Genomic DNA, 25,686 nt, shown 5'->3' with positions numbered 1-25,686 from the left:
GGGCGCTGGCGCGCCCTGCGGCACTTCACCACCAGCCCACGCAAGATCGGCCACATCGTCAAAGCCGCACTCGTACTCACCCATTTCGAACACGGACGGCTCACCTGAAACTCGTTGAGATCACGTCCTTGTCGAGCGCGGGACGGATCGCGATCATCGCCGGACCGAGTACGAACCGCCAGTCGTTGATGTGGTGGACGGCGGCGTTGAACTTGTCGCCGCACTCCCGAGCTTTGCCCTCCAGCCCCTCGAACCCTCGGTCGAACTGGCCTTTCATTTCATCTGAACCAGTCATCCGGGCCATCAACTCCTACACACTGTAGAACTTGGCGAGGTTGATCTCGTTGACGCTTTCGGTACGGTCGTACTCGTCGGCGATCCTGCGCAGCGCGACATCGATCTGGCCGAACTCGGTGACCGCACCTTGGAGGACCTTCTCCATGAAAACGCGGAACTCCTCGTACTGACCTGCCTCGAGCTCGGCGTTGACGATTCCAGCGGCGAGAGTCGTGAGGTCGCCGACGAAGAACGCGGGAGCTGACAGGTAGGCGTCCTGCACCGCACGCACGATCGGTTCGGTACTGTCCGGCTTCTCCTGCCAAAGCTTGGCTTCTTTGCGCAGCTCTGAGGTGACGGCCTTGAAGTCAGCCATTCCCATCCCCCCTGCCCAGTACCTTGAAGCCGTCGAAGTACTCGTCGTCCGCGTCATCGCCGCTGCTTCGCGGCCGCTCCGAGCGCGCTGCCGGACGTGGTCGCTCATCGGGATCGACCCCGAAGCCCGCACGGGCGAACAGGTGCAGGGCTTCCTCAGCCAGCACGGTTTCGGAGGGGTTGTCCAGCGCCTGAGGGTTGCCGTGGATCGCGACGGGGCCGCCGTCGCGCACCTGCATCGTGAGGTACCCAAGTGGACTGCGAATCTCAGTCGTGTCGGTCCGTGGAGCCTGCTTCTGCCGGCGAATCGCGTCGTACTCGGCGTCGATGGCGTCGAGCCGGGACCTGTTCCTCGCCAGGAACTCCTCGAGCGACAGGTCTGCGGGATCCACAGAGGACTCGCCTGGCTCGGACAGACTCGAAGGGCTCTCCTGGCTCTGGAGCCAGTGGGCGGACTCCACGGCGAGCGCACGCTGAACCGCGGTGATGTACGTGTTGTAGAGCGCAGCCGGGAATGCCTCCGGGCTGAGCTGCTCGAACAATCGCGGACGAATTCGAATGTTTGTCACCATTTGGGACCTGTTCACGGTGACCGTGATGAGCCCAACGGGATCACTGGCCTCATACGTCTCAGACGGCTGAAGTTCAGCACCACCAGGACGGGTGAACTCGGCGAAGCGAGCTCTCGTTTGAGGGTCGTCGGGAACATTCAGATCGGCCAGCTCGATGTGGTCAAGCGGCACAAATGCCTCCTCCCCCAGGTTTCCGTTAGAACCCATGTGACATGGCCGACCATAGCGGCATGCCGCAAGAAGTGCGCAATTGCGGTAATCGACTGATCACGCTTGGTGACGTCGCCGCCGCAACCCCATGCGCGGGCCTGATGCCGCTGTGAGCGGCCTTGCGATTGCTCGCTGTCGCGGTCCGGCGACCGTGGGCGGCGCCGAGCGCGACGTCGATGACGTCGAGGCCTTCACCTTCGGACTCCGACGTCAGCGAGTCGACGAAGCTCGCGATCTTCGCCTGGAAGTCCCGCATCCACTCTTCGGGCGTCTTCACCTGCATTCCGCCTCGCGCTCGACCGTACGGACCAGAGGAATCCACACCCCAGCCGACCTTGTCGCCCGAACAGCCGGTCGGAAGCAAGGCACGGACAACGCCGACAACTCTCGGTCGGCCTGATGGCCGCTCACCGTGTCACCCGAAGGAAGTACGGTGGGCCAGGTGACCACGTTTCCACGGGTGCCCGCGGACCTGTTCCGCTTCACCACAGCCGAGCACGCGGAGCTGCACACCGCAGTACTGCGCGCATTCGGCGCGGCGAACGAGCGCCTGGAAACATCGCTGACCCTCGACGGCGTGCAGCTACGACTGAGGGACGTCGGCTGGTCCGAGCAGGTGACGGACGACGACCTGACCAAGTCCCTCACAGCTCTCCGGCAGTGGGGCCTGATCGAAACCGCTCAGCACCGGTACGGGCTGACGAAACACGGCGAAGCCGCGTACGCCGGCATCCAGCACGCCCTCGAGACCCTGACCAGCAGCGGCGCGCTGCAGACCGCCGTGCTCGACGCGATCGCGGACCGGCTCGACGAGCTGAGCAAGCCGATGGACGACCGCCGCACCTTCACGGCGCTGCAGGAACTAGAAGGCCACGTGAAAGCGCTGCAGACGGGCACCACGAGGTTCAACAGCGAGCTGCAGCGGCTCTTGAAGGACGACCACGACCTCGCCACGTTCCAGGACGTCAAGCGCACCACGATCACCTACCTGCGCGAATTCATCGCCGACCTGGACGCGCGCAAGCAGCAGATCCGCGAGAAGATCGACAACCTCGATCCCGTCAAACTGCACGAAAACGCGCGAAACGGCGCCGACCTGTACCAGGACGACAACTGGCTGCAGAACCGGGCGAAAGCCTGGGACAGCCTCAAAGCCTGGTTCCACCACACACCTTCGAAGGCCGACGAGCTGCAGGACGTGGCGCGGAAGGCGATCGTGCAGCTCCTCCGCGTCCTCGACCGGATCAGTGAGCAGCGGAAGCGCCCGACCAACACCGCGGCCGACTTCAAGGCGCTGGCCAGGTGGTTCGCCAGAACCACCACCGAGGATGAGGCGCACGAGCTGTTCAACGCCGCGTTCGGGCTGTGGTCCGCGCGGCACGCCCACCTCGCGCACGCCGACGGGGAGCTGATCCCGAGCGCCGAGCCGTGGCACAACACGCCTCCGGTGAAGCTGTCGCCGCAGCTGCGGACGACCGGCAAGCAGGAGCACATCGGCAGCACCGGCAAGATTCGCAACGTCGACGAGGTCCGCCGCAACCGCCGCCGGCAAGCCGAGAAGGAACGCGCTGAGCTCGAGCACGCGTGGCGGCAGATCCAGACCGACGGACCGATCCGGATCTCCACGCTCACGAACCTCGACCACGACACCTTCCACCGGCTGATCGACCTGGTCGGACGGGCGCTCGGCAGTGATCCGGACAGCACCGGCACGCGGACGGCCGGGACCACCGACGGGCGGATGCAGATCAACCTGCGCAACGCTCGTGGCTGGGCCACGATCACCACCCAGAAGGGCACGTTGAGCGGGCCCGACTACGTGATCGACGTGCAGAGCCGATGAGCAGGACGGGGAACCAGCTCGCCCGGCTGGAGAGCGAGGAGGTGGCGCGCGGTGTCCGGCTGCTGCTCGCTCGTCCGTTGCTGGCCGCCGTGCAGGATCCGGACGGGTTCGACCTCATCAGAAGGCGCCGCGAGCCGATCGTGAAGTGGTTCGACTACTACTGCGGCTGGCGTGTGCACGTTGAGCCACGCGCTGGCTATGCGCGGCTGTTCAAGACGACGCAGCGGCCCGATCGCACGCGTCCTGCGCCGAACTTCGACCGGCGGCGGTACATGCTCCTTTGCCTGACGTGCGCGGAGCTGCTGAGCGCACCCACCACGACGACCGAAGCGTTGGCAGACAAGGTGAAACAAGCCGTCAAGCTCGAAGAGCTGCCGTCGTTCGACCCGGACAGGCGCGCCGATCGGTCCGCGTTCGACGACGTGCTGGACTTCCTCGGGCAACTCGGGGCCGTCGAGATCAACGAGACGCACCTCCGCGCGGATCCGGTGATCATCACGCGGCTGCTCGCGGCGCCGGTCTCGCCGTCCATTGTGGACAGCGTCGAGGACCTCACGCACGAGAACCGGTACGAAAACGCTCATCGCAGTCTGTGGCAGAGGCACTCCACCATGCGCAGGCTGATCGACGATCCCGTGGTGTACAAGGAAGATCTGACCGCAGGTCAGCTCGCGTTCCTCAGCTCACCCACCGGGCGCAAGATCGTCCAGACGGGTATCGGGCTCGCCGGGTGCACGTTGGAGGAACGCGCCGAGGGTTTTCTCGTGGTTGACGCCGACGCGGTCGCCACGGACACGAGGTTTCCGGACGACGACAGCCACGCGAAGGTCGCCGCGTTGTTGTTGCTCGACCGGTTGGCACGAGGTCCCGCACGGTTCGACGACCTGGTCGAAGAAGCACGCGAGCTGCTCACGAAGTTCCGCAACTGGGCCAAGGCCTACCAGTCGGACGGTGGCGCGGGCAGGCTCGCGGCGGACGGGGTCGCGCTGCTGGAGGCGTTCGGGCTGGCGCACAACGAGAACGGCACCGTTCGGCGGCTGCCCGCGGCGGCCAGGTACGCGGTGGAGGAGCTGCATGACTGACCGGTGGCAACCCAGTCGCGCCGGGATCATCAACGTCTGGCGCTACTACGACGAGATCTTCACCTTCCACCAGGGCAGACTGCTGCTCAGGGGGCCCAACGGCACGGGCAAGTCGAAGGCGCTCGAGCTGCTGCTGCCGTACCTCTTCGACGCGAACCTGCGCCCGCACCGGCTGTCGACGTTCGGCAGCGCGGACCGCACCATGCACTGGAACCTCATGGGCGAGGGCAATCAGGGCAGCACCCGCGTCGGCTACGTGTGGCTGGAGTTCCAGCACGGCGACGAGTGGTTCACGTGCGGCGCGCGGTTGCAGGCGACCACGAACACGTCCAACGTCATCGCCACGTACTTCACGACGTCCTTGCGCGTCGGCGACCTGGCGCTGGTGAACGAGGCCGGGCGGCCGTTGACCAAGACGGATCTCGTTGCGGCGATTGGCGAGCACGGCGTTGTGCACGCCTCACCGGCCGACTACCGGCACACGGTGCGGACGACGTTGTTCCCCGGCGTCACCGAGCAACGGTACGACTCGCTGATCACCGCGCTGCTGCAGCTGCGGACACCGAAGCTGTCCGAGCGGCTCGACCCGAGCGTGCTGTCCTCATTGCTGTCCAGGGCACTTCCGCCGCTGGACCAGTCGGATCTCACCGAGATCGCCGAGGGTTTCGAACGGCTCGACCGCCAGCGCGAGGAGCTGCGCAGGCTCAACGAGGAGATCATCACCGCCGAGCGTCTCGCGGAGATCCAGCGCACCTACGCGCAACGCGTGCTGGGCGCGGCAGCACACGCGTTGTCGTCTTCTTCTGAGCGACTCGAAGACCTGACACGCGCCGCGCGGATGAGCGAACGGCGTTATCAGCGGCAGGTCACCCTGGCCGACGAGGCCTTCGAGCAACTGGCGGCGTTGGGGCGTGAGGCGAGCGCGGTCGACGCGGAGATCGCCGGCATCTCCGACCTGCCCGCCTACCAGGAGGGCAAGCAGCTCGACCTGTTGCGGCAACAGCATTCCGCCGCGGTCCAACGTGCCGCCGAAGCGGCTGCACACGCCGCGAAACTGCGTGCGCGTGCCGTTGCGGACGAGGAACACGCCGCTCAGGCCAAGTCGGACGCGGCGGCACGCGCTGACGACGTGCGGCATTCGGCTCTCGAAGCCCGGGAAGCCGCCGAGCGCGCGGGTATGTCGTCGGTGTTCGAGGAGATCGACGCGACTACCGTAGACACAAAAACAGGCGCGCGGGCGAGCCGGCAGCTGCTCAGCGACGCCGTGGACGCCCGTTCCGCCGAGATCAGCGCGATCATGCGTGCCGTTGCCGTTCACGAGAGGGCCATCGACGCACGGGACGCCGCACGCCAACGGCTCGACGAAACGCACGAAGAGCTCGAACTGGCCACGGATGCCGAAGCGGCGGCGCAGCAGGCGTTCGAGCAAGCGTTTGCGAAGTTCGGGGCCGACTTCGAGACGTGGGCGCACGGCTGCTCCGAGCTGCGCGTTTCCGAGCACGGCGAGGTCTCCGAAGCCGCTGCCCTCGCGCGCGAGGAGTTCAGCGCGATCGAGGCACGGCTGCACGAAACGCGCACGGCGTTGAACGGCCAACTCGCGCAGTACAACTCCATCCGCGAGAAGCTCGCCAATCAGGTCGACGTACCACCGCCCGCGCCGTACACCCGCGACGCCGCGTACCGCTCTTCTGCCGTGGGTGCTCCTCTGTGGCGCCTGGTGAACTTCCGTCCCGGCACGCCACCCGACGTGTGCGCCGCCGTCGAAGCCGCCCTGGAAGCCTCGGGACTGCTGGACGCGTGGCTCACGCCGGGCAACTCGTTCGGGCTCTCCGACCAGGACCGCTTCGCCGAACCACTGCTGGCGGCACCCGCTCCCGGCACCACACTGCTCGAAGTACTGGTCACCGACGACGACCGCGCCCATCGGTTCTTGGAAGGCATCGCGTTCGGTGAAACCGCCACGGGCCACACGGCGGCCATCGGCGCGGACGGGACCTGGCGCCTGGCCAACGTCCACGGCAGCTGGACCAAGCCCTTCCCCACCTACATCGGCGCCGACTCCCGCCGACGCGCTCGGGCGGGCCGGATCGCCGAGCTCACCGGCCTGATCGAGCAGCTCGCCACCGACCTGGCCGGTGCCGACGCGGCGCTGTCGCAGATCGCCGTCCGCCGCGCGACCCTGGCCGGCGAGCTCGCCAGGCAGCCGTCGACCGACCCGGTCGAGATCGCGGAGGAACAACGCACCAAGGCGCAGTTGCGTTGCGCGGCAAGGAAAGACGCCGTCGCTTCCGCAACGCGCCAGGTGTCCGAGGCCGAGACCGCCGTGGCAGAGACGCTGCGGATGGTCAACGGCGAGGTCTCCGTGAACCCGCACGCTGTCGCCGCATTCCGCACCGCGGGCCACCGCTGGCTGGACGACCGTCACGACGCCTTCGCCGCGGAAGCCGCTGCTGCCGAAGCGATGAACCGGTCGTCGGTGAGCAACGCCCTGGCCGACGAAGCCGAGGAAGCCGCCTCCGCCCGCCAGCAGGAGGCAGCCGACGTCGCCATCACCCTGGAGACCGTCGAACGTTCCGCGGGCTCCGAGTTCCACGCCCTCGACCAGCAGCTCATCACGTTGCGCGCCAAGGCCCTCGAACTGGCGGAGCAGCGCGAAACGTTGCAAGACAAGCAGACCTCTCTAGCACGAACCCTCGGTACGTTGGAGGAGAAGCGCAAGGTCGACACCTCGCGTGCCACAGAAGCCGCGGCCGTGCGGGACGCGTCCGAGGCCCGCTACCGACACCTCACCAGCGGCCACCTGCCGGCCGACGCCGGCGACGTGCCAGAGGGCCCGGTGGACGCGCGGCTGATCCGCGACGCCGAGACCCGCCTGGGTCTTGCCGTGCACCAGGCCCAACAACAACTGGCGGGCCGCATCGACCTGTCACTGGAACCCGACGACGATGTCGCTGTCCTGAGCGCAACCCTCGATGGTGCGCGCATGGGCGCACACGCGCTGCTGGTTGCGTTGCAGGCCGAACGCGACCGCATGCGCACACACATCACCGACGCCGAACGCGACCTCTTCGACCAAACCCTCACCGGCGACACCCGAAGGCACATCGCCCAGCGCATCCAGGGCGCCGCCGAACTCGTCGACACGATGAACCAACGCTTGGAGCGCGTCCAAACCGCGTCCGGCATCCGCGTGCAGCTCGTCTGGCAGGTGGATCCCCAACTGCCGCCCGGCACCCGCGAGGCCCGCGACCTGCTGCTGCGCTCAGACCTCGACGCCGAGGAACGCGCTGTGCTGCACCAGTTCTTCCGCGAGCGAGTGGAAGAGGCCCGCGCACACGACACCGCAACGGGCTGGGAACAACAACTCGCCCAGGTCCTGGACTACACGACGTGGCACCAGTTCGTCGTGAAGGTGGACCGCGGCGACGGCTGGGTCCCTGTCACGAAACGCGTCCACGGCGCGTTGTCCGGCGGTGAGAAGGCCATCGTGCTGCACCTGCCGTTGTTCGCCGCTGCGGCCGCGCACTACCAGGCGACGCCCACCGCACCCCGCCTGATCCTGCTGGACGAGGTCTTCGTCGGTGTCGACGCCACGAACCGCGGCCAGTTGCTGGAGCTGCTGGTCGCGTTCGATCTCGACCTCGTGCTCACGTCGGACCACGAGTGGTGCGACTACCGGGAGTTGACCGGCATCGCGATCCACCAGCTCACCACGGGCACCGATGGCGACGACGCGGTGACGACGGTCCGCTTCACGTGGGACGGCCACAGCCTCAAGGCCGATGACTGAACAACGCCAGGAGCTCCCGCTGCTCCAGGGTGAGGACGAACGCCGGGTTGTGCCGCGGATAGACCTCCGCGGCCTCCCACACGTGCCCGCGCACGCTGGACGCCACACCGATCTTGCGTCCACGCGCCCGAAGATCGGCCACGACGGTCGCGGCGTCGAACAGGTACACGGCGTCGATGGCCAACGGCCGCACCGCGCCGGGTGAGCTCTCCGCCGGCGCCTTCGGACCGGTCAGCACGAGGTAACAGTCCGGCCCGTCCTCGCGCAGGTCCAGCAGGTTGTCCCGCTTCAGGTACCACCTGATGTTCACGGTCCGGCCGTCCGCGAATCGGCCGTCCACGCCCTTGGCCGTGGTCTGCTGCTCCAGCTCGATCCCGAAGATCCGGGCCGCGATCCAGTCGCCGAGGTGGCCGGGGAGCGCGGGGCGCCGGATGCACGCCGACAGCGCGTCGTCGATGCGGTTGCGCTCCCGGATCAGCTCGGCCACTCGTGCCACTTCACTCACGCGCGCCCTCCCGTGAGCTCACCGAGCAGCCCCGCGAACATGTCCTCGGAGACGATCGGAATGCCGTAGCTGCGAGCCTTGTCCGCCTTGCCCGACAAGGAATCCGGGTCCGCCGCGATCACCAGCGCCGTCTTCTTGGTGACCCCGCCCTTCACCGACAGACCGGCGGACAACGCCCGGCTCTCCCACACCTCGCGCGGCTCACGCATCTCACCGGTCAAGACCACGAGATCCCCCAGCCGTGCAGTGCGGAGTGGGCGGTACCCATCGGCTCGCCGGCCGGCGAGCAGCACGCGGCGAGCGAACGGGACGAAGCGCCGAGGTACCGGCCGGCGAGCTCCATCGTGCACAGCCCCGTGCGAGCAGCACTTCCTGGCGAAGCTGGTGCGGCTGCTGCCTCGCGTCGAGACACTGAGGGGCGACGAGTACCTCGACGTGCTGGACCGGGCGTTGGTCGATCGGCATCTCTCCGTGGAGGAGCAGGAGGAGCTGCTCGACGTTGCTCGCGCGCTCGGCCTGGGGCTGCTGGAGGTTCTGGGCCTGCACCGCGAGTACCTCACCGCGCTGGGCGAGGCCGCTCGGGAGGACGGGGTGGTGACGGCCGACGAGGAGGCCGATCTGCGGCTGGTCGCGTCGCTGCTCGGGGTGGACGTGGTGCCGCGGCGCTCCGTCCGGCTGTCGAGCCGTGCGGCGAGCTCACCGGCGATGCCCGCGAAGTCGGGGGCGCGACGGGCTTCCGCGGCGCTGATGGCGTGCACGTGCTGGGCGCCCAGGTCGCGTCGCGGGTTGACCAGCGTGCACCACTCGTCGGTGCGGCGGCCGGACCCGTCCACGTGGACCACGGCGACCTCGATCACCCGATGGTGGTGGCCCGGTGAGAGTCCGGTGGTTTCCACGTCGACGACCGCATAGCCGTTGCTCATGCCGGGGGTGTCGTTCGGACCCGTGCTTTCTGTTATCTGTTGTCATCCGAAAGGATTAACGCGAGCTCGCCGCGGGTGGCGATGCCGAGCTTCGCGTAGGCGTTCGACAGGTGGTTGTCCACGGTGCGCGCGGAGATCACCAGCGACGAGGCGATCTCCTTGTTCGTCAGTCCCCGTGCGGCCAGCACGGCGATTTCGCGCTCGCGACGAGTGAGCGGTGTCGCCGTCATCAGAGCCAACGCCGGAGTGCGCGCGCCTTCGCAGTAGCCCATCAGACGCCCGAACAACGCGCGATTGCCCGACTCCGCGGCCGCTTCCGCCGCGAGCAGCATGTAGCCGCCCTCCTCGAACCGCGCGGCGACCTCCATCAACGCGTCGGAGTCGTTGCGCACCAACGCATCCGCGTGCGCGAAGAAAACCGGCTCGAGCAAGCCGGTGTTCGAAGAAGCAAGCTACCCCAACCGTTCCACAGCATCAGCCGCGTGCCCCAGCCGTACAGCCTCGTGCAACAACAGCGCCTCAACAGCGAACTCACCGTGCGCACGAGCGTCCGCCGCCGCCTCGAACGGTGACGCGCCACCCGCCCAGATGCGAGCGAGCCACAGCCCGAACTGGTAGGGCCGCTGTCCCTTCGGCACCAGCTTCTCCGCCTCGGCCAACACAGAGCGCGCGTCGTTGCCCAGCAACGCCTCCACGTGTGCGAGTTCGCACAACTGCACGAACGGCCGGACAGGCCGTGCCTCGCGCAGCAACCGCCGAGCCTCCAAGAGCCGTCCACCTGCGCGTGCCAGGCCGGCCAGCGACACCGTCCAGAGGGTCCGCATGGAATCCCACTCGGCCTTCTCCCGATGCGCTTGTACGGCAAGACGTTCCGCATTGGCCAGATCGCCGTGCATGGAGTACACGAACACTTCGGCGAACACCGTCGTCTCGAACCCCAGCCCGACGCTGGGATCGAGCGAAATGACCGGGAACGGCCCCACGTAGCGGCCCTGCACCGCGTCGGCCAACGCGAGGATCGCGGCCTCGTCCGGTGAGTCGTACGACAACAGCGCACGGACCTCGTCGTACTTACCCGCGTCGAACAGCAGCACCGACTGTGCGACGTGGTCCTCGAGCAGCGGCGCAGCTTCCTCGCTGCGTCCGAGGCCCCAGCCGAGGTTCAGGGCACGCATCGTGCGCACCTCGATCGGGTCGTCATCGGTCGCGACCATCGCGAAGACCTCTTCTGCCTGCTCACCACGATCGGTGAAGATCAGCACCTCGGCCAGCAACCGTCCGGCCTCCACACCACCACCGACGGCCCATGCGGCGCGTGCGAGTCGTTCCGCCAGTGCCACACCACCCGTCGCAGTGGCCAAACGCCCGGCCCTCAGCAGCTCCGCCGGGTCATCCGCCGTACCGCTGTCCAGCCGCAACACGGCTACGCGCAACGGATCGTCCAGCACCGAAGCCAGATAGCGCTGATGGTTGCGCTTGCGCAGAGGAGGGCACTGCGCGCGCAACACCTCGCCGTACAACGGATGCGCGAGCCTCAAACCGTCATCAGAAACGGTGACAAGCCCGTCCAACGCCTCGGAAGCCGCCAGGTCCAGCGGCTCACCGAACGCGAGCAGCTCCAGCACCCGGCGTTCGTCGGCGGGCACCGCGGCGAGGTGCGCCTCGATCAGCTCCACCAGCCGCGGCGACAGCGGCAACGGCCCGTCCAACGACCAGACACCGCCGTGCGACGTCCACTGCGCCGCGAAGTGCATCTCCCGCAGCAGCAACATGTTGCCGGCCGACGCGGTCCACAACCGGTCGGCCGTAGCGCTGTCGACCGGACCACCGAGCACGGTCTCCAGCACTTCGACCACTGCACTTCGCCCGAGCGGTTCGAGCTCGATGCGCGGCAGCAGTTCGTCCTTCCACAGCGCCACAACGGGATCCGGCGCAAGCTCGCCCGCACGCAGTGTCGCCACCACCACGGCCTCGCGATGCTGCACGAGCATGTGCAGCAGGCCTGCTGATGCGTCATCGAGCAGATGCACGTCATCGACCACGACGACGCGACCGGCAAAAGCCGTCCGTGCGGCGGTCAGCATCGCCAACGGCGAGGGGTCCACCGACGCCAAGAAGGGTGCCATGACGCCAAGCGGAATCGCCGACATCGCGGACGTCGCGCGCAACCGGACGTCGCACGCCACCTCGTCCAACAGCGGCGTCTTGCCCACACCGGCAGGTCCAGCCACGATCATCCCGGCGCCCCGCACCGCCCGCCGGACCGCGGCGAGCTCGGCGTCCCTCCCCACGAACGGTCACCCCATGCCGTCAGGCTAGGGGATCGGGGCGGTGAAGATGGGTGATCGCCTACTCAGGCCTTCGACCAGCGCAAACACCACCATGAACGCCATGAGCTTCTTCGCAGACCCGACCCCGTACTTCGACCAGTGGCGCGAGCAGGGGCCCGCGCTGATCGATTCCCCGGACGGCCAGAAGACGTGGATGATCAGCCGCTACGACGACGTCGTGCAGGCGCTGAGCCACCCCGGCCTCAGCAGCGCCATCGTTCCTGGCGGCATGCTGAACCACACCGACCCGCCGGAGCACTCGCAGCTGCGCAAGCCCATCGCGCGCGCGTTCTCCACACGGCGCATGGAGGCGCTACGGCCGCGCATCGAGCGGATCACCAACGACCTGCTCGACGCGTGGGAGACCGAAGAAGAGGTCGACGTGATCGACACCTTCGCGTATCCGCTGCCGATCACGGTCATCTGTGAACTGATGGGTGTGCCCGAAAGTGACAGAAGCGAGGTCCGCACGCTCACCTCCGGGCTGATGGCCCCGGACACCATGGTCGAGGCCTACGGCAAGTTCGCGCTGTACCTGCAACGCCTCCTGGAGACCAAGGAGCCCGGTGACGACGTCATCACCGAGCTCCGCGACGAACCGAACCTCGTGCAGAACCTCGTGTTGCTCATCACAGCCGGGCACGAGACGACGGTGCAGCTCATCGGCAACGGTCTGCTCGCGCTGCTGCGCGATCCCGTCATGAAGCAGAGGTTGATCGACGACCCGATCCTCATTCCGGACGCCGTCGACGAGCTTCTGCGCTACGACGGCCCGCTGGCGCTGGGGGTGTCTCGGATCGCCACGTCCGACGTGGTCATCGGAGGGGTCACGATTCCGCAGTCTTCGCAGGTCACCGTCTCACTTGGGGCGGCGAACCGGGATCGGACCCGGTACCCGGATCCGGACGCGTTGCAGCTGGGCCGAGACCCACACGTCTCGTTCGGGCACGGGATCCACTACTGCGTGGGAGCGCAGCTGGCTCGCATCGAGGGCGAGATCGCGTTCGGAACACTTCTGCGGCGTTTCCCGGAACTCGCGCTCGCCGCTGAGCCCGAGTGGCGGGAGGCATTCATCCGAGGCTTGGCGTCATTTCGCGTGCGACCGAAGCCCTGACGGCTGCTCTGGCAGCCGACAGGTCGTCGACCGCGTAAATCTCCGGACAGGAGGCGATGACGAGATCCTTTTCTGACGCAACAGTCAGCAAAGAAACTTTCTCGGTCAACGACTTGGCTTGCCGGACAACTCCCTTGGCATCGACGCGGATCAACGTGACCCACGTCTCTGACCAGGGAAAGTCCGCGACGGCGCTGGATTTACGCAGGCCTTCCACATCGAACTCGGCAAATCTGGGCATGCCTCCAAGATAACGAGTGAAGGTTGCGGAAAGTCAAAGATCACCCTTTCACCGCAATGCCGCCAGCAGATGGGACAGGTTGACACCAACGGCGTCCGCCAACCGGCGCACGACTTCCGGAGCGGGTGCCAGCGGGTGGGTGTCACGGGTGGCCGGCAAGCCTTCACCTCCGGAAAACTTCGATTGCGGGGTTACCGGCGCGAGGATCGGGTAGACGCGCCAGCGCGGCACCTTCGAGTCCGCCATGGCGAGCGTGTTCTCGTGCCACAGCATCACGGCGGATTGGCGTTCGTTGCGCGCGAGCACGCACCCGTAGCCCGTGAGGGTGATCGCGCGTGCGGCCGCCCGGACGGGGTTGCGGAAGTCGCCGTCCACCACCCACACGCCGTTCATGACCTCGGCGTTGAGACCTTCCGCCTCCAGCGCGGCGAGGGTCTCGGCGTGCTGGTCGTCCGCGGCGGCCGTGGCCAGTTCGACCACCTCCTGCACCTCGGAGGCCGTCACGACGCGTGCACCGGCCTCCGTGGAGGCGTGCAGGAGGCGTTCGACGTGCCGGTCCTCCGCGTAGGCCGCCCACTCCTGGGCCTTCTCCCACGCCGCACGTGCGATGACGTCCGCCTCGGAACCACCGCGCAGCCGTGCGTCCTGCAACAGCTGTGCGAGCACCACGGCGATGACAGAGCTCAACAGGCCGTCGTCACGTGACTCGTCGCCGTCGGGCACGAGAGTGGCCACCAGGTCACGCAGATCCGCGCGCCAGCTCTCGTCGCCCGCCCACACGCCGATGGCGAGCAGGTTCAGGTAGTGGTCCGCGATGGCCATCCGCACGAGCAACGGCTGAGAGCCGGCCTCCCGCGCGTCACGCCGTGCGGTCGCCTTCATCTGCGGCCGCTCCGCGGGATCGACCACGCTCACGCGGATCTTGTCGAGTTCGTCGAGGAAGTCGTCCCACCGGTTCTCCGAAAACCGGGCGAAGACGTCGTCCACCTCATACCTCCAGCTCAAGTCGAGCGACGGACTCGAGTACTCGTCTTGTGCGCGCCACTTCGTGCGCGCGGAACACCGCGGCGCCCGCCACCGCCGCGATCGCCGTCGCGACGAGGGTGCCCTCGACGCGCTCGTGCAGTTCCACGCCGAGGGTCTCCCCGACGAAGTCCTTGTTGGACAACGCCATCAGCACCGGCCACCCGGTCGCCACCAGCTCGTCCGTGTGCCGCACCAGCGCCAGGCTGTGCCATGTGTTCTTGCCGAAGTCGTGTGTGGGGTCGATCAGCACGCTCTTGCGCGGCACACCGAGCGCGACCACTCGCTCAGCGTGCGCGGTCGTCTCCGCGATGACGTCCGCCACGAGGTCCGGATAGCTCACCCTATGCGGGCGCGTCCTGGGCTTCACACCGCCCGTGTGCGAGCACACGTACCCGGCGCCGTACTCCGCGGCGACCTCGGCCAGCCCGGGGTCCGCGCCCGCCCACGTGTCGTTGAGCAGGTCGGCACCGGCCTCGCAGGCGAGCCTGCCGACGTCCGCCCGCCACGTGTCGCTGCTGATGACCAGGTCCGGATAGGCCTCGCGCACACGGGCGATGAACGGCACGACGCGGCGCACTTCCTCGCCGGAGTCGACGACGTCGCCGGGGCCCGCCTTCACGCCACCGATGTCGACGATGTCCGCGCCCTCCTCCACGACGCGGTGCACGGCCTCCATCGCCACGTTCTCGGCGTAGTTGGCGCCCTTGTCGTAGAAGGAGTCCGGGGTGCGGTTGATGATCGCCATCACCAGCGCGCGGTCGCGGACGACGGTCCGGCCGCGGAACTGGAGCTCGATCACATCCCGTGTCTACCAGGTGGTCCCCGGCCTTGGCACATGGCGGAGGTCTCATACTGCCTCGCGTGGAACTGGTGAAAGCGGTCGACGCACTCTGGCAGCGGGGCTGGCTGCCGTACGACGTTCGCGAGATGGTGTCGCGTTCACTCGATGAGTCGGCCACCTCTCTCGTGGTCGACGTGATCGCTTTGTCCTGTTCGCCTCATGTCGAGGCGACCGTGCACCCGCGTTGGCGACGTCAGCTGGACGAGATCGGTGCCTCTGTGTGGTGGGAAGGTTCGCTGCTGGAGGCGTGGGCCACACGCCACATCGAGACACTGGCGTATGCGTCTCATACGGCGGCGGAGCTGTTGCGGTTCCTCATGCGGTTCCCGACGTTGCCGCGCATCCTGCCGTTGCCGGGCGCTGGGCTCGTGTCGGCCGTGCGCGCGGGTGTGGACCAGAAGGTGCTCAACCGGGTGCGCGCGCTGCTCGCGAAGGCCGAGTCGACCTCGTTCCCGGAGGAAGCGGAGGCATTGTCGGGCAAGGCGCAGGAGCTGATGAACCGGCACGCACTGGAACGGGCGATGCTCGACGCGGACCTGCCGGCGCTGGCGACGTCGCGACGGATGTGGCTCGACAAGAGCTACTTCAAGGAGAAGTCGCAGCTCGTGCAGGTGGTGGCGTCGGCTTTCAGGTCCCGCGCGGTCGCTTATGACGGGTTCGGGTTCGTCGCGCTGGTGGGCGACGAGGTGGACCTGGAGAGCGTGGAGCTGCTGTCGACGTCGCTGCTGGTGCAGGCGACGCGGGCGATGGTGGCGGTCGGCGGGCAGGCCGGGAAGGGCAGTGAGGCGCGCTCGCGGCCGTTCCGGAAGTCGTTCCTGGTGGCCTACGCGACGCGGATCGGTGAGCGGCTGACCGAGGCGCCCGCGGTCTCGGACGAGCGGTTGCTGCCGGTGCTGGCCGACCGCAAGAAGGCCGTGGACACGATGTTCGACGAGATGTTCACGCGGACGCGGACCTCGCGCGTGACGGTGCGGTCGGCGGCCGGATGGGGTGCGGGTCTCGCCGCGGCGGACATCGCCGACATCGGTACCGGTCGAAGTTCCGTGACTTCCGGTTAAGCTGACGGCGCCGCCCCGCGACCTAGGGTGGTGCACGTCTTTGTTCGGGAAGTCTCTTGCTGTTGCCGCGGTGCTCGCGGTGACCTTCTCGTCGTCAGCTTCCGCGTCGTTCTCGCTGCTCAGACCACTGACGCGGGGCAACGGTGACTCCACTACACCGGTCATCAGCGCTGATGGGCGCTATGTCGCTTTTCCCTCTCTCGCGTCGAACCTCGTGCGCGGAGACCGCAACGGTGTGTCCGACGTCTTCGTGAAGGATCTGCGCACCGGTGCCGTGCGGTCGGCGTCGCGTGGTGGCGATGGGCCTTCGTTCGATCCGCCCGCGCTGAGCGCGGACGGGCGGTTCGTGGCGTTCGTGTCGTCCGCGGCGAACCTGGTGGCCGGTGACACCAACGGCGTTGACGACGTGTTCGTGACCGACATGGTTTCGGGGCGCGTTGAGCGCGTGAGCGGTGGCAACGGCCCTGCGTTCGGTAGCCCGGCCATCAGTGCTGATGGGCGTTATGTGGCGTTCCGGTCCGAGGCGTCGACGTTGGTGGAGGACGACACCAACGGCGTGGCGGACGTGTTCCTGACGGATCGGGCGTCGGGGAAGGTGACGCGGATCAGCACGTCGGCGTCGGGTGCGCAGGGCGACAAGCTGGTGCACCACGGCCTCGCGATGAGCGCTGACGGCCGGCTCGTCGTCTTCCCCTCCGCCGCAACGAACCTGGTGCCTGATGACACGAACGGCAGTGTCGACATGTTCGTGAAGGACGTCGTTTCCGGTGCGGTGGAACGGGTCAACGTGTCTGCTGATGGCGTGCAAACGTCTTCCTACACGCTGATGCCCGCTATCACGCCCGATGGCTCGCGCGTGTTGTTTGTGGCGTGGGGCGACACTTTGGTGCCCGGTGACACCAAGGACACTCCGGACATCTTCATGAAAGACCTGCGCACCAAGGCGATCACGCGTGTGAACACGCGCGCTGACGGGACGGTGTCGGACGCTCAGCCGTACCAGCCGTCGGTGAGCGCGGACGGCCGTTTCGTCGTGTTCTCGTCGTTGGCGTCGAATCTGGTGCGCCGGGACACCAACAACGTGGACGACGTGTTCCTGAAGGACATGGCTTCGGGGGCGGTGACGCGCCTGAGCGAGCGATTCGGCAAGCAGGGCAACAACTTCTCACTGGCGCCGACGATCAGTGCCGACGGCCGCTCCGTGGTGTTCTCCTCGAAGGCGACGAACCTGACCCCCACCCCTTCGAGTGAACTCCTCCTGCACAACCGCATCTGAAAGGCCTCCCCGGCAAAAAGAGTCAGACCCCCTCCCTAACGTCAACCCCATGACATCCACCTACCACAACGAGATCAAGCTCGGCGAGGTCAACTACCGGCTGAGCGCGACGACGGACTCCGCGGAGTCCCTGACGCTGGAACTGCTGGGAGCGCTCGACTCGGGAGAGGTGATCGCGGACGGCCGCCTTCGACTGCCGGTCGAGGGCGGCGCCACGATCGGCAAACTCCTGTCGCGCGTCCTGGGCGCCCACACACGCCTGCGCGGCCGCCCGTCCCGCTATGTCAACGCCAACCAGCCCTGGACCGACTCCCTCGACACCGAACTGCGCACCGCCTGGCTCACCCCGACCGACGACCCGGCGCCGACACTGATCAGGTCCATCGCCGACGACATGCAACGCTCCCCCACCGCCATCCGCGCCCGCCTGGCGCGGGTCGGCTGCGACCCGGACATCCCCGGCCGCGAACTCTCAGCCGCGGCCGCCACCCTGCTGGGGTCGATGTCAGGGACCACTCAGGGAAAGACCTGATTCCCCACACCCGAGCCCGGCGGACGCTGGAGCAGCAGGCACCAGAGTCTCAGGGGGTAACAGTGGAAATCGGCGGCTTGTTCACAGCGCTGCTCGTCGGAGCCGTCATCGGCGGCCTGGGCCGCCTGGTGGTCCCCGGCAGGCAGCAGGTCTCACTGCTGGTGACCATCCTGGTAGGCATCGTCGCAGTCCTGCTGGGCACCGCGGCGGCCACGGTGCTGGGCGTGGCCCACACCTCGGGCATCGACTGGATCGAGCTGGCGCTCCAGGTGGGCCTGGCCGGTGCGGGCGTGACCCTCCTGGCCAACCGCTCCAGGCCCAAACTCCCCCGCTGACCGGGCAAGGGCGGCCCCGCGCCGCCCGTCCACTCACCAGGCCGGCCGACCCGAGCCGCCCAGCCCTCCGCCGCTCAAACGCGCGCGGACCGCAAGGCGAACAACGGGTCCCCAGCCCTCCACTCCCACAAGCCGCACCGCACGGGCAGCCAACCGCCGCTCGTCGCCCGTGCCACGCGGTCCACCGCAGCCAACCTGTCAGAACCACAGCACCACCAACAGATCCCAGGACTGCGGCAAGGCCTCCAGCCGCCTCGCCTTCCGCCGCTCCACGCGCGCGGACCGCGCGGCCAACAACGGGTCGCCGACCCTCACCGAGGCAGGGTCGCAGCGCTACCAACGGATCCCGCCCGTGACCCAGGCAGCACTCGGTGCCACATGTGGCATGACCGAACGCCGCCGTGCCGTCCTGGAAGGAACCCGGATCCGCCGCGTCCGGAACCCGACCGCCGGCCGGATCGAGGCGGCAGTCCTCGGCATGGCTCGCGAGAACGTCGTGGTCCTGTCCGAGGCCGACGACGACCACGTCCAGGTGTGGCAGCGCCCCGGCGGTCTGCACCAGCTCGAGCACCGCGCCGGTTCACCCGTCGAGCACTTCCAGACGATGACGGTGTCGGCGGACAAGGTCCACGCGGCCTTCACCGCGTGGCTGCGGCGCGACGGGGGCTGGGCCGCACCGTTCACCTGGCGGTCGGTGAGCGAGCTGCTCTAGTCGCCTGGCTGCAACGCGAGGTAGGCAGGGCGCAGCAGATCGACGAGGTTCGAACGGCGGACCGTGATCGGGACGGCGTCGAGCTGGTCGAGAACGGCGTCCACGCGCACCACCGCCGTGGGGTCGCCGAGGTTGAGGCTCGTCGCGGTCTGCTTCTGCCAGAACGTGTCGAGGCACTTCGTCAGCGGCGGCGCCTCCTCGCGGGCGGCGACGGCCCGCGAGCTGGCGCCGCGCAGCATGCGGAGGCGTTCGAGCAGGTCGTCACGGCTGCGTCCGCGCCAGGCGAAGATCTCGAACGGGTCGCTGTCGAACGACTCGGCGAGCAGGTAACAGGTGGCGGCGAGGTGTTTGCAGGGCACCTCCCAGTCCGGGCAGGTGCAGTCCATCGTCAGCTCGCGGGAGGAGGACGGGAAGAGCTGAAGGCCCAGATCTGCGAACAGGGTCTCGATGTCCGGCGGCATCTCGCCGGCCAGCAGCTTGGCCGCGTACAGGGCCTTGCTGGCCAGAGCGTGTTCGATGCGTTGCCATTCCGGGGTGGTGAACGCCTTGATGGCGATGCGCACCTTGTACGGGGTGGGGCGTGAGCCCTGCACCAGGGCGATGACCATGCTCGTGGACAGCGAGAGTGAGAGGACCTGGCCCTGGCGCGCGTAGTTGCGGCCTCGGGTCAGGCGGCCGCCCATGCCGAACGACTCGAGCACCTCGATGAAGCGGCGCGACCACCAGGTGGCGCCGATGTCACCGCGCTTGCTCTTGGCCTTGAGGCCGTTGTCCACCTTGATGGTCTTGCCGTAGCGGGGGCCTTCGCCGGACCAGTGCTCACTCACCGATGGCCTCCCCGGAAAGCGTCAGCAGATCGCGGAGCTGAGCGGTCGACAGCTCGGTGAGCCAGTTCTCGCCGGCGCCCACGACGAGCTGGGCCAGTGCGCGCTTCTCCTCGATCATGGTGTCGATGCGTTCTTCGAGGGTGCCGATGCAGACGAACTTGCGGACCTGGACGTTGCGGCGCTGGCCGATGCGGAACGCTCGGTCGGTCGCCTGGTCCTCGACCGCGGGGTTCCACCAGCGGTCCAGGTGGATCACGTGGTTGGCGGCCGTGAGGTTGAGGCCGGTGCCGCCTGCCTTCAGCGACAACAGGAAGAGGGACGGGCCGCGCTCGTCCTGGAAGCGCTCGACCATGCGGTCGCGCGCGGCCTTGTTCGTGCCGCCGTGCAGGAACATCACCTCGGTGTCGAAGCGTGCGGCCAGGTAGGGCACGAGCATGCTGCCGAACTCGGTGAACTGCGTGAAGCACAACGCCTTGTCGCCCTCGGCGAGCACTTCCTCCAGCACTTCTTCGAGGCGCGCGAGCTTGCCCGAGCGGCCGGCGACGCGCGAGCCGTCGCCGAGGAAGTGCGCCGGGTGGTTGCAGACCTGCTTGAGCTTCGACATCGTCGCGAGCACCAGGCCCTTGCGGCCGATGCCTTCGGCTTCCTCGATCTTCTCCAGCATGTCGTTGACGACGGCCTGGTAGAGCGAGGCCTGTTCGGTGGTGAGGTTGCACAGCTGGCGCATCTCCACCTTGTCCGGCAGGTCGCTGATGATGCGCGGGTCGGTCTTCACGCGGCGCAACACGAAGGGGTTCGTGATCTTGCGCAGGCGGGCGGCGGCGTCATGGTCGTTGTGGCGCTCCACCGGGACGGCGAAGCGGGCTCGGAACGTGTTGATCGTGCCGAGCACGCCGGGGTTGGCGAAGTCCATGATCGACCACAGCTCGGCCAGCCGGTTCTCCACCGGGGTGCCGGTGAGCGCGACGCGGTGGCGTGCCTTGAGCCCGCGCACCGCCTGGGACTGGCGGGTCGCGCTGTTCTTGATGTTCTGCGCCTCGTCGAGCACCACCCGGTCCCAGGTGAGGTCGCCGAGCGCCTCGGCGTCGCGGGCGGCCAGCGCGTACGTGGTGAGCACGAGGTCGTGGCTCTCCACGGCTTCGCGCAACGCGTCGCCGTCCAGGCGGTCCGCGCCGTGGTGGACGTGCACCGAGAGGTCCGGGGTGAACCTGGCCGCCTCGCGCTGCCAGTTGCCGACCACCGACATCGGGCAGATCAGCAACGTAGGCGGCCGCTTGCCGTGGGCGCGGTTCAGCGCTTCCAGTGCCAGCAGTTGAACGGTTTTGCCGAGGCCCATGTCGTCCGCCAGGCAGGCACCCAGGCCGATCTTGTCGAGGAACGCGAGCCACGCGAGGCCGCGCTGCTGGTACGGGCGCAGCTGTGCACCGAAGTTCGGCGGTGGCTCAACGGGTTCGAGCTGTTCGTCCGCCTTGCCCGACAACAGGTCCCCGAGCCAGCCGTCGGCGTCGACGGAGGTCAGCGGCAGCGGCAGGCTTTCGTCCTCCTCGGTCAGTCCACTGTGGAGCATCACCTCGGCCGCGGTCATCTGGCCGCCACCGCGCTTGAGGAACGCGAGCCCCGCCGCGAGGCGCTTCTGGTCGACCTGCACCCACTGCCCGCGCACCTTCACCAGCGGCACCTTGGCCTTGGCGAGCTCGGCCAGTTCGGCGTCGGTGAGCGCGTCCTCGCCGAGTGCGAGCTCCCACTTGTAGTCCACAATGGACTTCAAGCCGATCTCGCTCTCCTTGGCGACGGTTCCGGCAGTGCCACGGCTCTTCGTCGCGAGCTTGAGGCCCAGCCTCACCCGCTGCTGCCACCACGACGGCAGCAGCACGCCGAACCCTGCCTGCGCCAGCACCGGTGCCGCCGTCAGGAACCGGTACGCGCCGTCCGCGTCGACCTCCATCTCGGCCGGGTGCGACCCGCGCAACGCCTCGTCGAGGTCGGGGTGCAGCCTGCTCGCCCGCCCGAGGTCGGCCAGCAGGTGCTCCTGCGGTGCCGGGATCCAGCGCCGCAGCACGCCGTCGTCCGCGAACCACACCTGGTGCGCGGGCACCAGCACGCTCGGCTCGTCGACGGCCTGCAGCAGGAACTCGATCGCCCACTCGTCCTCGTCGCGCTGCTCGGGCGAACGCAGCCGGAAGCACGTGCGCACCGGGCTCTCGTTCCCCGCGCTCTGCCGCCACCGGTCCAGCTGCTCGCGCAGTTCGTAGAGCTCGACCGGGTCCGCGTCGAACGCAGGCTCCCCGGTGAGCGCGGCGAGCCAAGCCTCCGCGGTCGTCACCCGGCCGCGATGAGCTGGTGCCAGGACCATGCCGTGCAAGCGGCTTCTGACCTGCTCGTCGACCGCGGTCGTGAGCGCCGCGCGCACCAGCTCGGCCGGGTCGCTGACGACCTCCTCGCACCGGCACGCGGGCGGCATCGCGGTCTGCAGCGCCGCGAACCGCGCCGAGTCCGTGCCCGACAGCACCGGCACCCACCGCGCGACGGCCTGGTCAGGAGCGACCGCCGGCAGCACGCGACCGCGGTCGACCAGATCGGCGGCGAACCCCGCCACGTCGAACACGAACCGCGCGGAGTCGCTCAGCCGCATCTCGGCGCCGACCTCGGGCTTGGCCGTCAGGCGGATCGTCGGCACGCCCCACTGCCGCAGCTGGACCTTGCCGCGCTGCGCGCGTCCCGTCGCCAGCGGGTCGCGCACCAGCTCCGGCGACGCCATCGGACCCGACGAGAACGACGGCAGCAACAATCCCCGCGTGGTCGTCTTGAGCACTTCCTGCCCGAGCGCGGCGGCCAGCGACTCGGCCGTCGCCGCGAACGGATGCGGCGCGTCCCGCCGCGTGCTCTCACTGCGCGCGGGCAGCCCGGAGTCCTCGGCCCACAGCGCCAGGACGCCGTCGGTCGTACACAGGCCATGCAGTACGAGCACCGTTGAACCCTATGTGCTCACATTGGGGCCATGGTCGATGACTCCCCTGTCGTGCTGGACGGTCAGTCCCTCGGCGCCGACGACGTGGTGCGCGTCGCGAGGTACCACGCCCCGGTGGCCCTGCACGCCGACGGACTCGACCGCCTCGAAGCATCGTGGCGCGCCAGCCAGCGCCTCGTGGTGCGACGACAGGTCTACGGCCGCACCACCGGCGTCGGCGCGAACCGCGACCAGATCGTCAGCACCGAGGGCTGGGCCGAACACGGCCTGCGCCTGCTGCGCAGCCACGCTGGCGGCCTCGGCGGCATGCTCCCCGAGGAACAGGTGCGCGCCATGATGGTCGTGCGCCTCAACCAGCTCCTCGCGGGCGGCGCCGGCGTGCGCAGATCCGTGGCCGACGCCCTGCAGGCCGCCCTGAACAGCAGCTGCTACCCCGGCGTGCACGAGTACGGCGCCATCGGCACCGGCGACCTCACCGCGCTGGCCGAAACCGGCCTGACCCTGCTCGGCGAGCGCTACTGGCTCGGCTCCACGCAGACCCCAGACCCGATCGAGCTCGACTCAGGCGACGCACTCGCGTTGATCAGCAGCAACGCCCTCACCATCGGCATGGCCGGCCTCGCCTGGCAGGACGCCCACCAGCTGCTCAAGGCCACCCACGTCGTCGCGGCGCTGTCGTTCCTCGCCGTGGACGGAGCCGTCGAGGCCTACGACGAACGCGTCCACCTCGGCCGCCCCCACCCCGGCCAGGTGGCGGTGGCCGCCGAGATGCGCCGCCTGCTCGGCACCCCGTCCCGCCCGGCCGCGCGCATCCAGGACCCGTTCGGCTACCGCTGCTTCCCGCAGATCCACGGCCCGGCCGTCGACGCCGCCACCGACCTCGGCCGGGTCCTCGACGTCGAGTTCAACGCCGCCGCCGAGAACCCGCTGATCGTCGCCGACCACTTCGGACCCGCCGACGACGCCGCGTACCACCACGGCGCCTTCCACAGCGCGTACCTCGGCCAGGCCCTGGACCGCCTGCGGTTGTCGATGCTGCACACCGGCCACCTGTCGACGGCCCGCCTCGCCACCCTGGTCGAGCCGAACTTCACGGGCCTGCGCCCGTTCCTGGCCGAGGGCGTACCCGGCAGCTCGGGCGTGATGATCCTGGAGTACAGCGCCAACTCCGCGCTGGCGGAGGTCAGGACCCTCGCGGAGCCCGCGAGCATCGGCAACGCCGTGGTGTCGCGCGGCCAGGAGGAGAACTCCAGCTTCGCCTTCCAGTCCGCGTCCCAGGCCCTGCGCTCGCTGGGAGCGTTCCGCCTGGTGCTGGCCTGCGAGATCGTCGCAGCCGTGCGCGCCCTGCGGCTGCGCGGCATCACCCCGGACACCCCGGCGTTGCGCGCCGCTTTCGAGGCAGCCGAGGCGAAGCTCAACCCGGACATGTCCGACCGCCAGCTGAGCCCGGACGTGGAGGTCGCCTCGGCCCTGCTCGACGACTTCGCCGCCAGCTGAGCGCCTTCTTCAGTTGTGTGGGCAAAGCGGCCTCGGGCACCTCCACACGATGTGATGATCTTCTGCATGGGTCTTGCACACGATGAACTCGGCTCCGGCGCGCCTCTGCTCGTCGTGCCGGGAGGCCCGTTGCTCGCCCCGTCGTACCTGGGCGACCTCGGCGGCCTCCCCGCGCGCCTGCATCTGCTGCACCTGCGCGGCACCGGCAGGTCCGGCCCAGCCGACCCGGCAGAGCTGCGCTTCGACCTGCACGTCGACGACATCGAGGCCTACCGAGCGCAGGCCGGCCTCGACCCGGTGGACCTGCTGGCGCACTCGGCGGGCGCGGCCATCGCCATCCGCTACGCCCTGCGGTACCCGTCGCACGTGCGGCGCCTGGTGCTCGTGACGCCCAGCCTGCGCTCGCTCGGCTTCGGACCGGACCTGGCGCAACTGCGGGCCAGCGCGGAGTCCCGGTCGGACGAACCCTGGTACCCGGCGGTCAAGGACGCGATCGAGGCCGTGCTCGCCGGCAGTGCCGCGGGAAGCGATTGGGCTGCGGTGACTCCTTTCTTCTACGCGCGTTGGGACGACGCGGCACAGGAACACGCCCGCGCATGCGACGCCATGCGACTGCCCAACGCGGCCGCCGACTACTACGCGGCCGATGCTCCGGTCGCAACGCCGGAGGAGCTGTCCGGGCTGGACGTGCCGGTGTTGCTGCTGGCCGGCGGTGTCGACGCGCTGCCTTCACCTGCGGCGGCGGAGAAGGCAGCTCGGTTGTTCCCGCGCAGCAGCGTGGTGGTGCAGCCCGGCGCCGCGCACTATCCGTGGCTCGACGACCCGGCGTTCTTCCGGGACGCGGTGGCGGACTTCCTGGCCGACTGACTGCCGGTCGGTGAAGGAACTGGCGCGGCTGGACTGTGCTGGTTGCTGGTGGAGCTGGCCGCGCTGGACACGAGGGTTGGCGCACGCCGGTGACGCTGGCCGGGCTGGAGCTGCCGCCCGCTGGTTGGCCGAGCCGCACGTGCAGGAAGTGCCGCACGCTGGTGGACCAAGCTGCACGAGCCGGGGTGGCCGCACAACCGGGAAACCCTGGGCGGTTCGCACGAGGCGAAGTCACCGCACGCCAGTGAAACCTGGCTGATCCGGACACGCCGGAGTTCCCGCGGACCGACGAAGCCGACGCCCTGCCCTCTCCCACCGCGGCGCGGCAGGCCGCCCGGTTGTTCCCGCTGGAGCAGTGTGGTGGCGGTGCAGCCCAGCGCGGCAGACCGCCCGGTTGTTTCTGCCGGAGCAGTGTGGCGGTGCAGCCCAGCGCGGCAGACCGCCCCGCTGTTCCCACCGGACCAGCGTGGTGGAGCAGCCCAGCGC

General features: G+C 68.7%; 24 protein-coding genes and 1 pseudogene. 11 read left to right on the top strand and 14 right to left on the bottom strand.

Translation table 11 applies throughout. From position 1 onward, the window contains the following. Nucleotides 1-100: 100 nt before the first annotated feature. Genes ABFX45_RS36185 through ABFX45_RS36170 form a run of 4 tightly spaced genes read right to left on the bottom strand, consistent with a single transcriptional unit; the run spans nt 101 to nt 1,710 of the window. Nucleotides 101-304, bottom strand: coding sequence for a hypothetical protein (locus ABFX45_RS36185; protein WP_346135024.1), 204 nt, complete (start codon nt 302-304; stop codon nt 101-103). Between the two features lie 6 nt (nt 305-310). Then, entirely contained in the window at nt 311-652 is a 342-nt protein-coding gene (locus tag ABFX45_RS36180) for a hypothetical protein (RefSeq protein WP_346135022.1), read from the bottom strand. Next, nucleotides 645-1,394: a YbaB/EbfC family nucleoid-associated protein gene (locus ABFX45_RS36175; protein WP_346135020.1), complete on the bottom strand. Its 750-nt coding sequence runs from the start codon at nt 1,392-1,394 to the stop codon at nt 645-647. The genes ABFX45_RS36180 and ABFX45_RS36175 overlap by 8 nt, the downstream gene beginning before the upstream one ends. Nucleotides 1,395-1,419: 25 nt before the next feature. Continuing rightward, nucleotides 1,420-1,710 carry a hypothetical protein gene (locus ABFX45_RS36170; RefSeq protein WP_346135018.1) on the bottom strand — a complete coding sequence of 97 codons (291 nt, stop codon included), beginning with the start codon at nt 1,708-1,710 and terminating at the stop codon, nt 1,420-1,422. Between the two features lie 165 nt (nt 1,711-1,875). Between ABFX45_RS36170 and ABFX45_RS36165 the strand changes: the two genes are divergently transcribed. The 3 genes from ABFX45_RS36165 to ABFX45_RS36155 are packed head-to-tail and all read left to right on the top strand — an operon-like array spanning nt 1,876 to nt 8,148. Then, nucleotides 1,876-3,276 carry a TIGR02677 family protein gene (locus tag ABFX45_RS36165; RefSeq protein WP_346135016.1) on the top strand — a complete coding sequence of 467 codons (1,401 nt, stop codon included), beginning with the start codon at nt 1,876-1,878 and terminating at the stop codon, nt 3,274-3,276. After that, nucleotides 3,273-4,358, top strand: a complete 1,086-nt coding sequence (locus ABFX45_RS36160; RefSeq protein WP_346135014.1) for a TIGR02678 family protein — start codon at nt 3,273-3,275, stop codon at nt 4,356-4,358. The genes ABFX45_RS36165 and ABFX45_RS36160 overlap by 4 nt, the downstream gene beginning before the upstream one ends. Then, entirely contained in the window at nt 4,351-8,148 is a 3,798-nt protein-coding gene (locus ABFX45_RS36155; RefSeq protein ID WP_346135012.1) for a TIGR02680 family protein, read from the top strand. Before ABFX45_RS36160 ends, ABFX45_RS36155 begins: the two co-directional genes overlap by 8 nt. Here ABFX45_RS36155 and ABFX45_RS36150 read toward each other — a convergent pair. From ABFX45_RS36150 to ABFX45_RS36130, 5 genes and pseudogenes are all read right to left on the bottom strand, one after another. Next, nucleotides 8,132-8,653 (bottom strand): hypothetical protein, encoded by a 522-nt coding sequence (locus ABFX45_RS36150; protein ID WP_109642095.1) that lies wholly within the window; start codon nt 8,651-8,653, stop codon nt 8,132-8,134. The genes ABFX45_RS36155 and ABFX45_RS36150 overlap by 17 nt on opposite strands. After that, on the bottom strand, nt 8,650-8,880 hold the full coding sequence (locus tag ABFX45_RS36145; RefSeq protein WP_346135032.1) for a BRCT domain-containing protein: 231 nt from the start codon (nt 8,878-8,880) through the stop codon (nt 8,650-8,652). Before ABFX45_RS36145 ends, ABFX45_RS36150 begins: the two co-directional genes overlap by 4 nt. 519 nt (nt 8,881-9,399) lie before the next feature. Further along, nucleotides 9,400-9,576: pseudogene (locus tag ABFX45_RS36140) on the bottom strand (exonuclease domain-containing protein); the annotation flags it as partial. Nucleotides 9,577-9,608: 32 nt separating this feature from the next. After that, on the bottom strand, nt 9,609-10,007 hold the full coding sequence (locus tag ABFX45_RS36135) for a helix-turn-helix domain-containing protein (protein ID WP_346135010.1): 399 nt from the start codon (nt 10,005-10,007) through the stop codon (nt 9,609-9,611). A gap of 21 nt (nt 10,008-10,028) precedes the next feature. Further along, entirely contained in the window at nt 10,029-11,867 is a 1,839-nt protein-coding gene (locus ABFX45_RS36130; protein ID WP_346135008.1) for a hypothetical protein, read from the bottom strand. 100 nt (nt 11,868-11,967) lie between these two features. Between ABFX45_RS36130 and ABFX45_RS36125 the strand changes: the two genes are divergently transcribed. After that, a complete protein-coding gene (locus tag ABFX45_RS36125; RefSeq protein ID WP_346135006.1) occupies nt 11,968-13,020 on the top strand; it encodes a cytochrome P450 family protein in 1,053 nt (350 codons plus the stop codon). On the opposite strand, the gene ABFX45_RS36120 is transcribed toward ABFX45_RS36125, so the two are convergent. The 3 genes from ABFX45_RS36120 to folP are packed head-to-tail and all read right to left on the bottom strand — an operon-like array spanning nt 12,977 to nt 15,086. Further along, entirely contained in the window at nt 12,977-13,261 is a 285-nt protein-coding gene (locus ABFX45_RS36120) for a hypothetical protein (protein WP_109642086.1), read from the bottom strand. The two genes, ABFX45_RS36125 and ABFX45_RS36120, sit on opposite strands and share 44 nt — an antisense overlap. Before the next feature lie 48 nt (nt 13,262-13,309). Next, nucleotides 13,310-14,248 carry a hypothetical protein gene (locus ABFX45_RS36115; protein ID WP_346135004.1) on the bottom strand — a complete coding sequence of 313 codons (939 nt, stop codon included), beginning with the start codon at nt 14,246-14,248 and terminating at the stop codon, nt 13,310-13,312. A 1-nt stretch (nt 14,249) separates the two neighbouring features. Continuing rightward, nucleotides 14,250-15,086 carry a dihydropteroate synthase gene (gene folP / locus ABFX45_RS36110; RefSeq protein WP_109642082.1) on the bottom strand — a complete coding sequence of 279 codons (837 nt, stop codon included), beginning with the start codon at nt 15,084-15,086 and terminating at the stop codon, nt 14,250-14,252. A gap of 62 nt (nt 15,087-15,148) precedes the next feature. On the opposite strand from folP, the gene ABFX45_RS36105 reads away from it, so the two are divergent. The 5 genes from ABFX45_RS36105 to ABFX45_RS36085 all read left to right on the top strand — a co-directional run bounded on the left by ABFX45_RS36105 (nt 15,149) and on the right by ABFX45_RS36085 (nt 19,041). Further along, on the top strand, nt 15,149-16,186 hold the full coding sequence (locus ABFX45_RS36105) for a DUF2786 domain-containing protein (RefSeq protein ID WP_346135002.1): 1,038 nt from the start codon (nt 15,149-15,151) through the stop codon (nt 16,184-16,186). A 40-nt stretch (nt 16,187-16,226) separates the two neighbouring features. Beyond that, entirely contained in the window at nt 16,227-17,462 is a 1,236-nt protein-coding gene (locus ABFX45_RS36100; RefSeq protein WP_346135000.1) for a TolB family protein, read from the top strand. 49 nt (nt 17,463-17,511) lie between these two features. After that, nucleotides 17,512-17,994, top strand: coding sequence for a hypothetical protein (locus ABFX45_RS36095; RefSeq protein ID WP_346134998.1), 483 nt, complete (start codon nt 17,512-17,514; stop codon nt 17,992-17,994). A gap of 62 nt (nt 17,995-18,056) precedes the next feature. Continuing rightward, entirely contained in the window at nt 18,057-18,329 is a 273-nt protein-coding gene (locus ABFX45_RS36090; RefSeq protein ID WP_346134996.1) for a GlsB/YeaQ/YmgE family stress response membrane protein, read from the top strand. Between the two features lie 352 nt (nt 18,330-18,681). Then, complete coding sequence (locus ABFX45_RS36085) at nt 18,682-19,041, top strand: hypothetical protein (RefSeq protein ID WP_346134994.1); 360 nt, start codon at nt 18,682-18,684, stop codon at nt 19,039-19,041. Here the strand turns inward: ABFX45_RS36085 and ABFX45_RS36080 are convergent. Beyond that, entirely contained in the window at nt 19,038-19,868 is an 831-nt protein-coding gene (locus ABFX45_RS36080; RefSeq protein ID WP_346134992.1) for an SWIM zinc finger family protein, read from the bottom strand. The two genes, ABFX45_RS36085 and ABFX45_RS36080, sit on opposite strands and share 4 nt — an antisense overlap. After that, nucleotides 19,861-22,836, bottom strand: a complete 2,976-nt coding sequence (locus tag ABFX45_RS36075) for a DEAD/DEAH box helicase (RefSeq protein ID WP_109642067.1) — start codon at nt 22,834-22,836, stop codon at nt 19,861-19,863. The genes ABFX45_RS36080 and ABFX45_RS36075 overlap by 8 nt, the downstream gene beginning before the upstream one ends. 30 nt (nt 22,837-22,866) lie before the next feature. Here ABFX45_RS36075 and ABFX45_RS36070 point away from each other — a divergent pair, with 30 nt between their 5' ends. Together ABFX45_RS36070 and ABFX45_RS36065 are read left to right on the top strand one after the other, a co-directional pair. Continuing rightward, nucleotides 22,867-24,333, top strand: coding sequence for an aromatic amino acid ammonia-lyase (locus ABFX45_RS36070; protein WP_109642065.1), 1,467 nt, complete (start codon nt 22,867-22,869; stop codon nt 24,331-24,333). Nucleotides 24,334-24,399: 66 nt separating this feature from the next. Further along, nucleotides 24,400-25,200 (top strand): alpha/beta fold hydrolase, encoded by an 801-nt coding sequence (locus tag ABFX45_RS36065; protein WP_346134989.1) that lies wholly within the window; start codon nt 24,400-24,402, stop codon nt 25,198-25,200. Nucleotides 25,201-25,686: the final 486 nt, after the last annotated feature.

The sequence above is a fragment of the Lentzea roselyniae genome (assembly GCF_039537795.1).
Classification (GTDB): Bacteria; Actinomycetota; Actinomycetes; order Mycobacteriales; family Pseudonocardiaceae; genus Lentzea; species Lentzea atacamensis.
The sequence above is the reverse complement of the archived record's forward strand: the minus strand, read 5'-3'. Positions and strand labels throughout refer to the sequence as shown.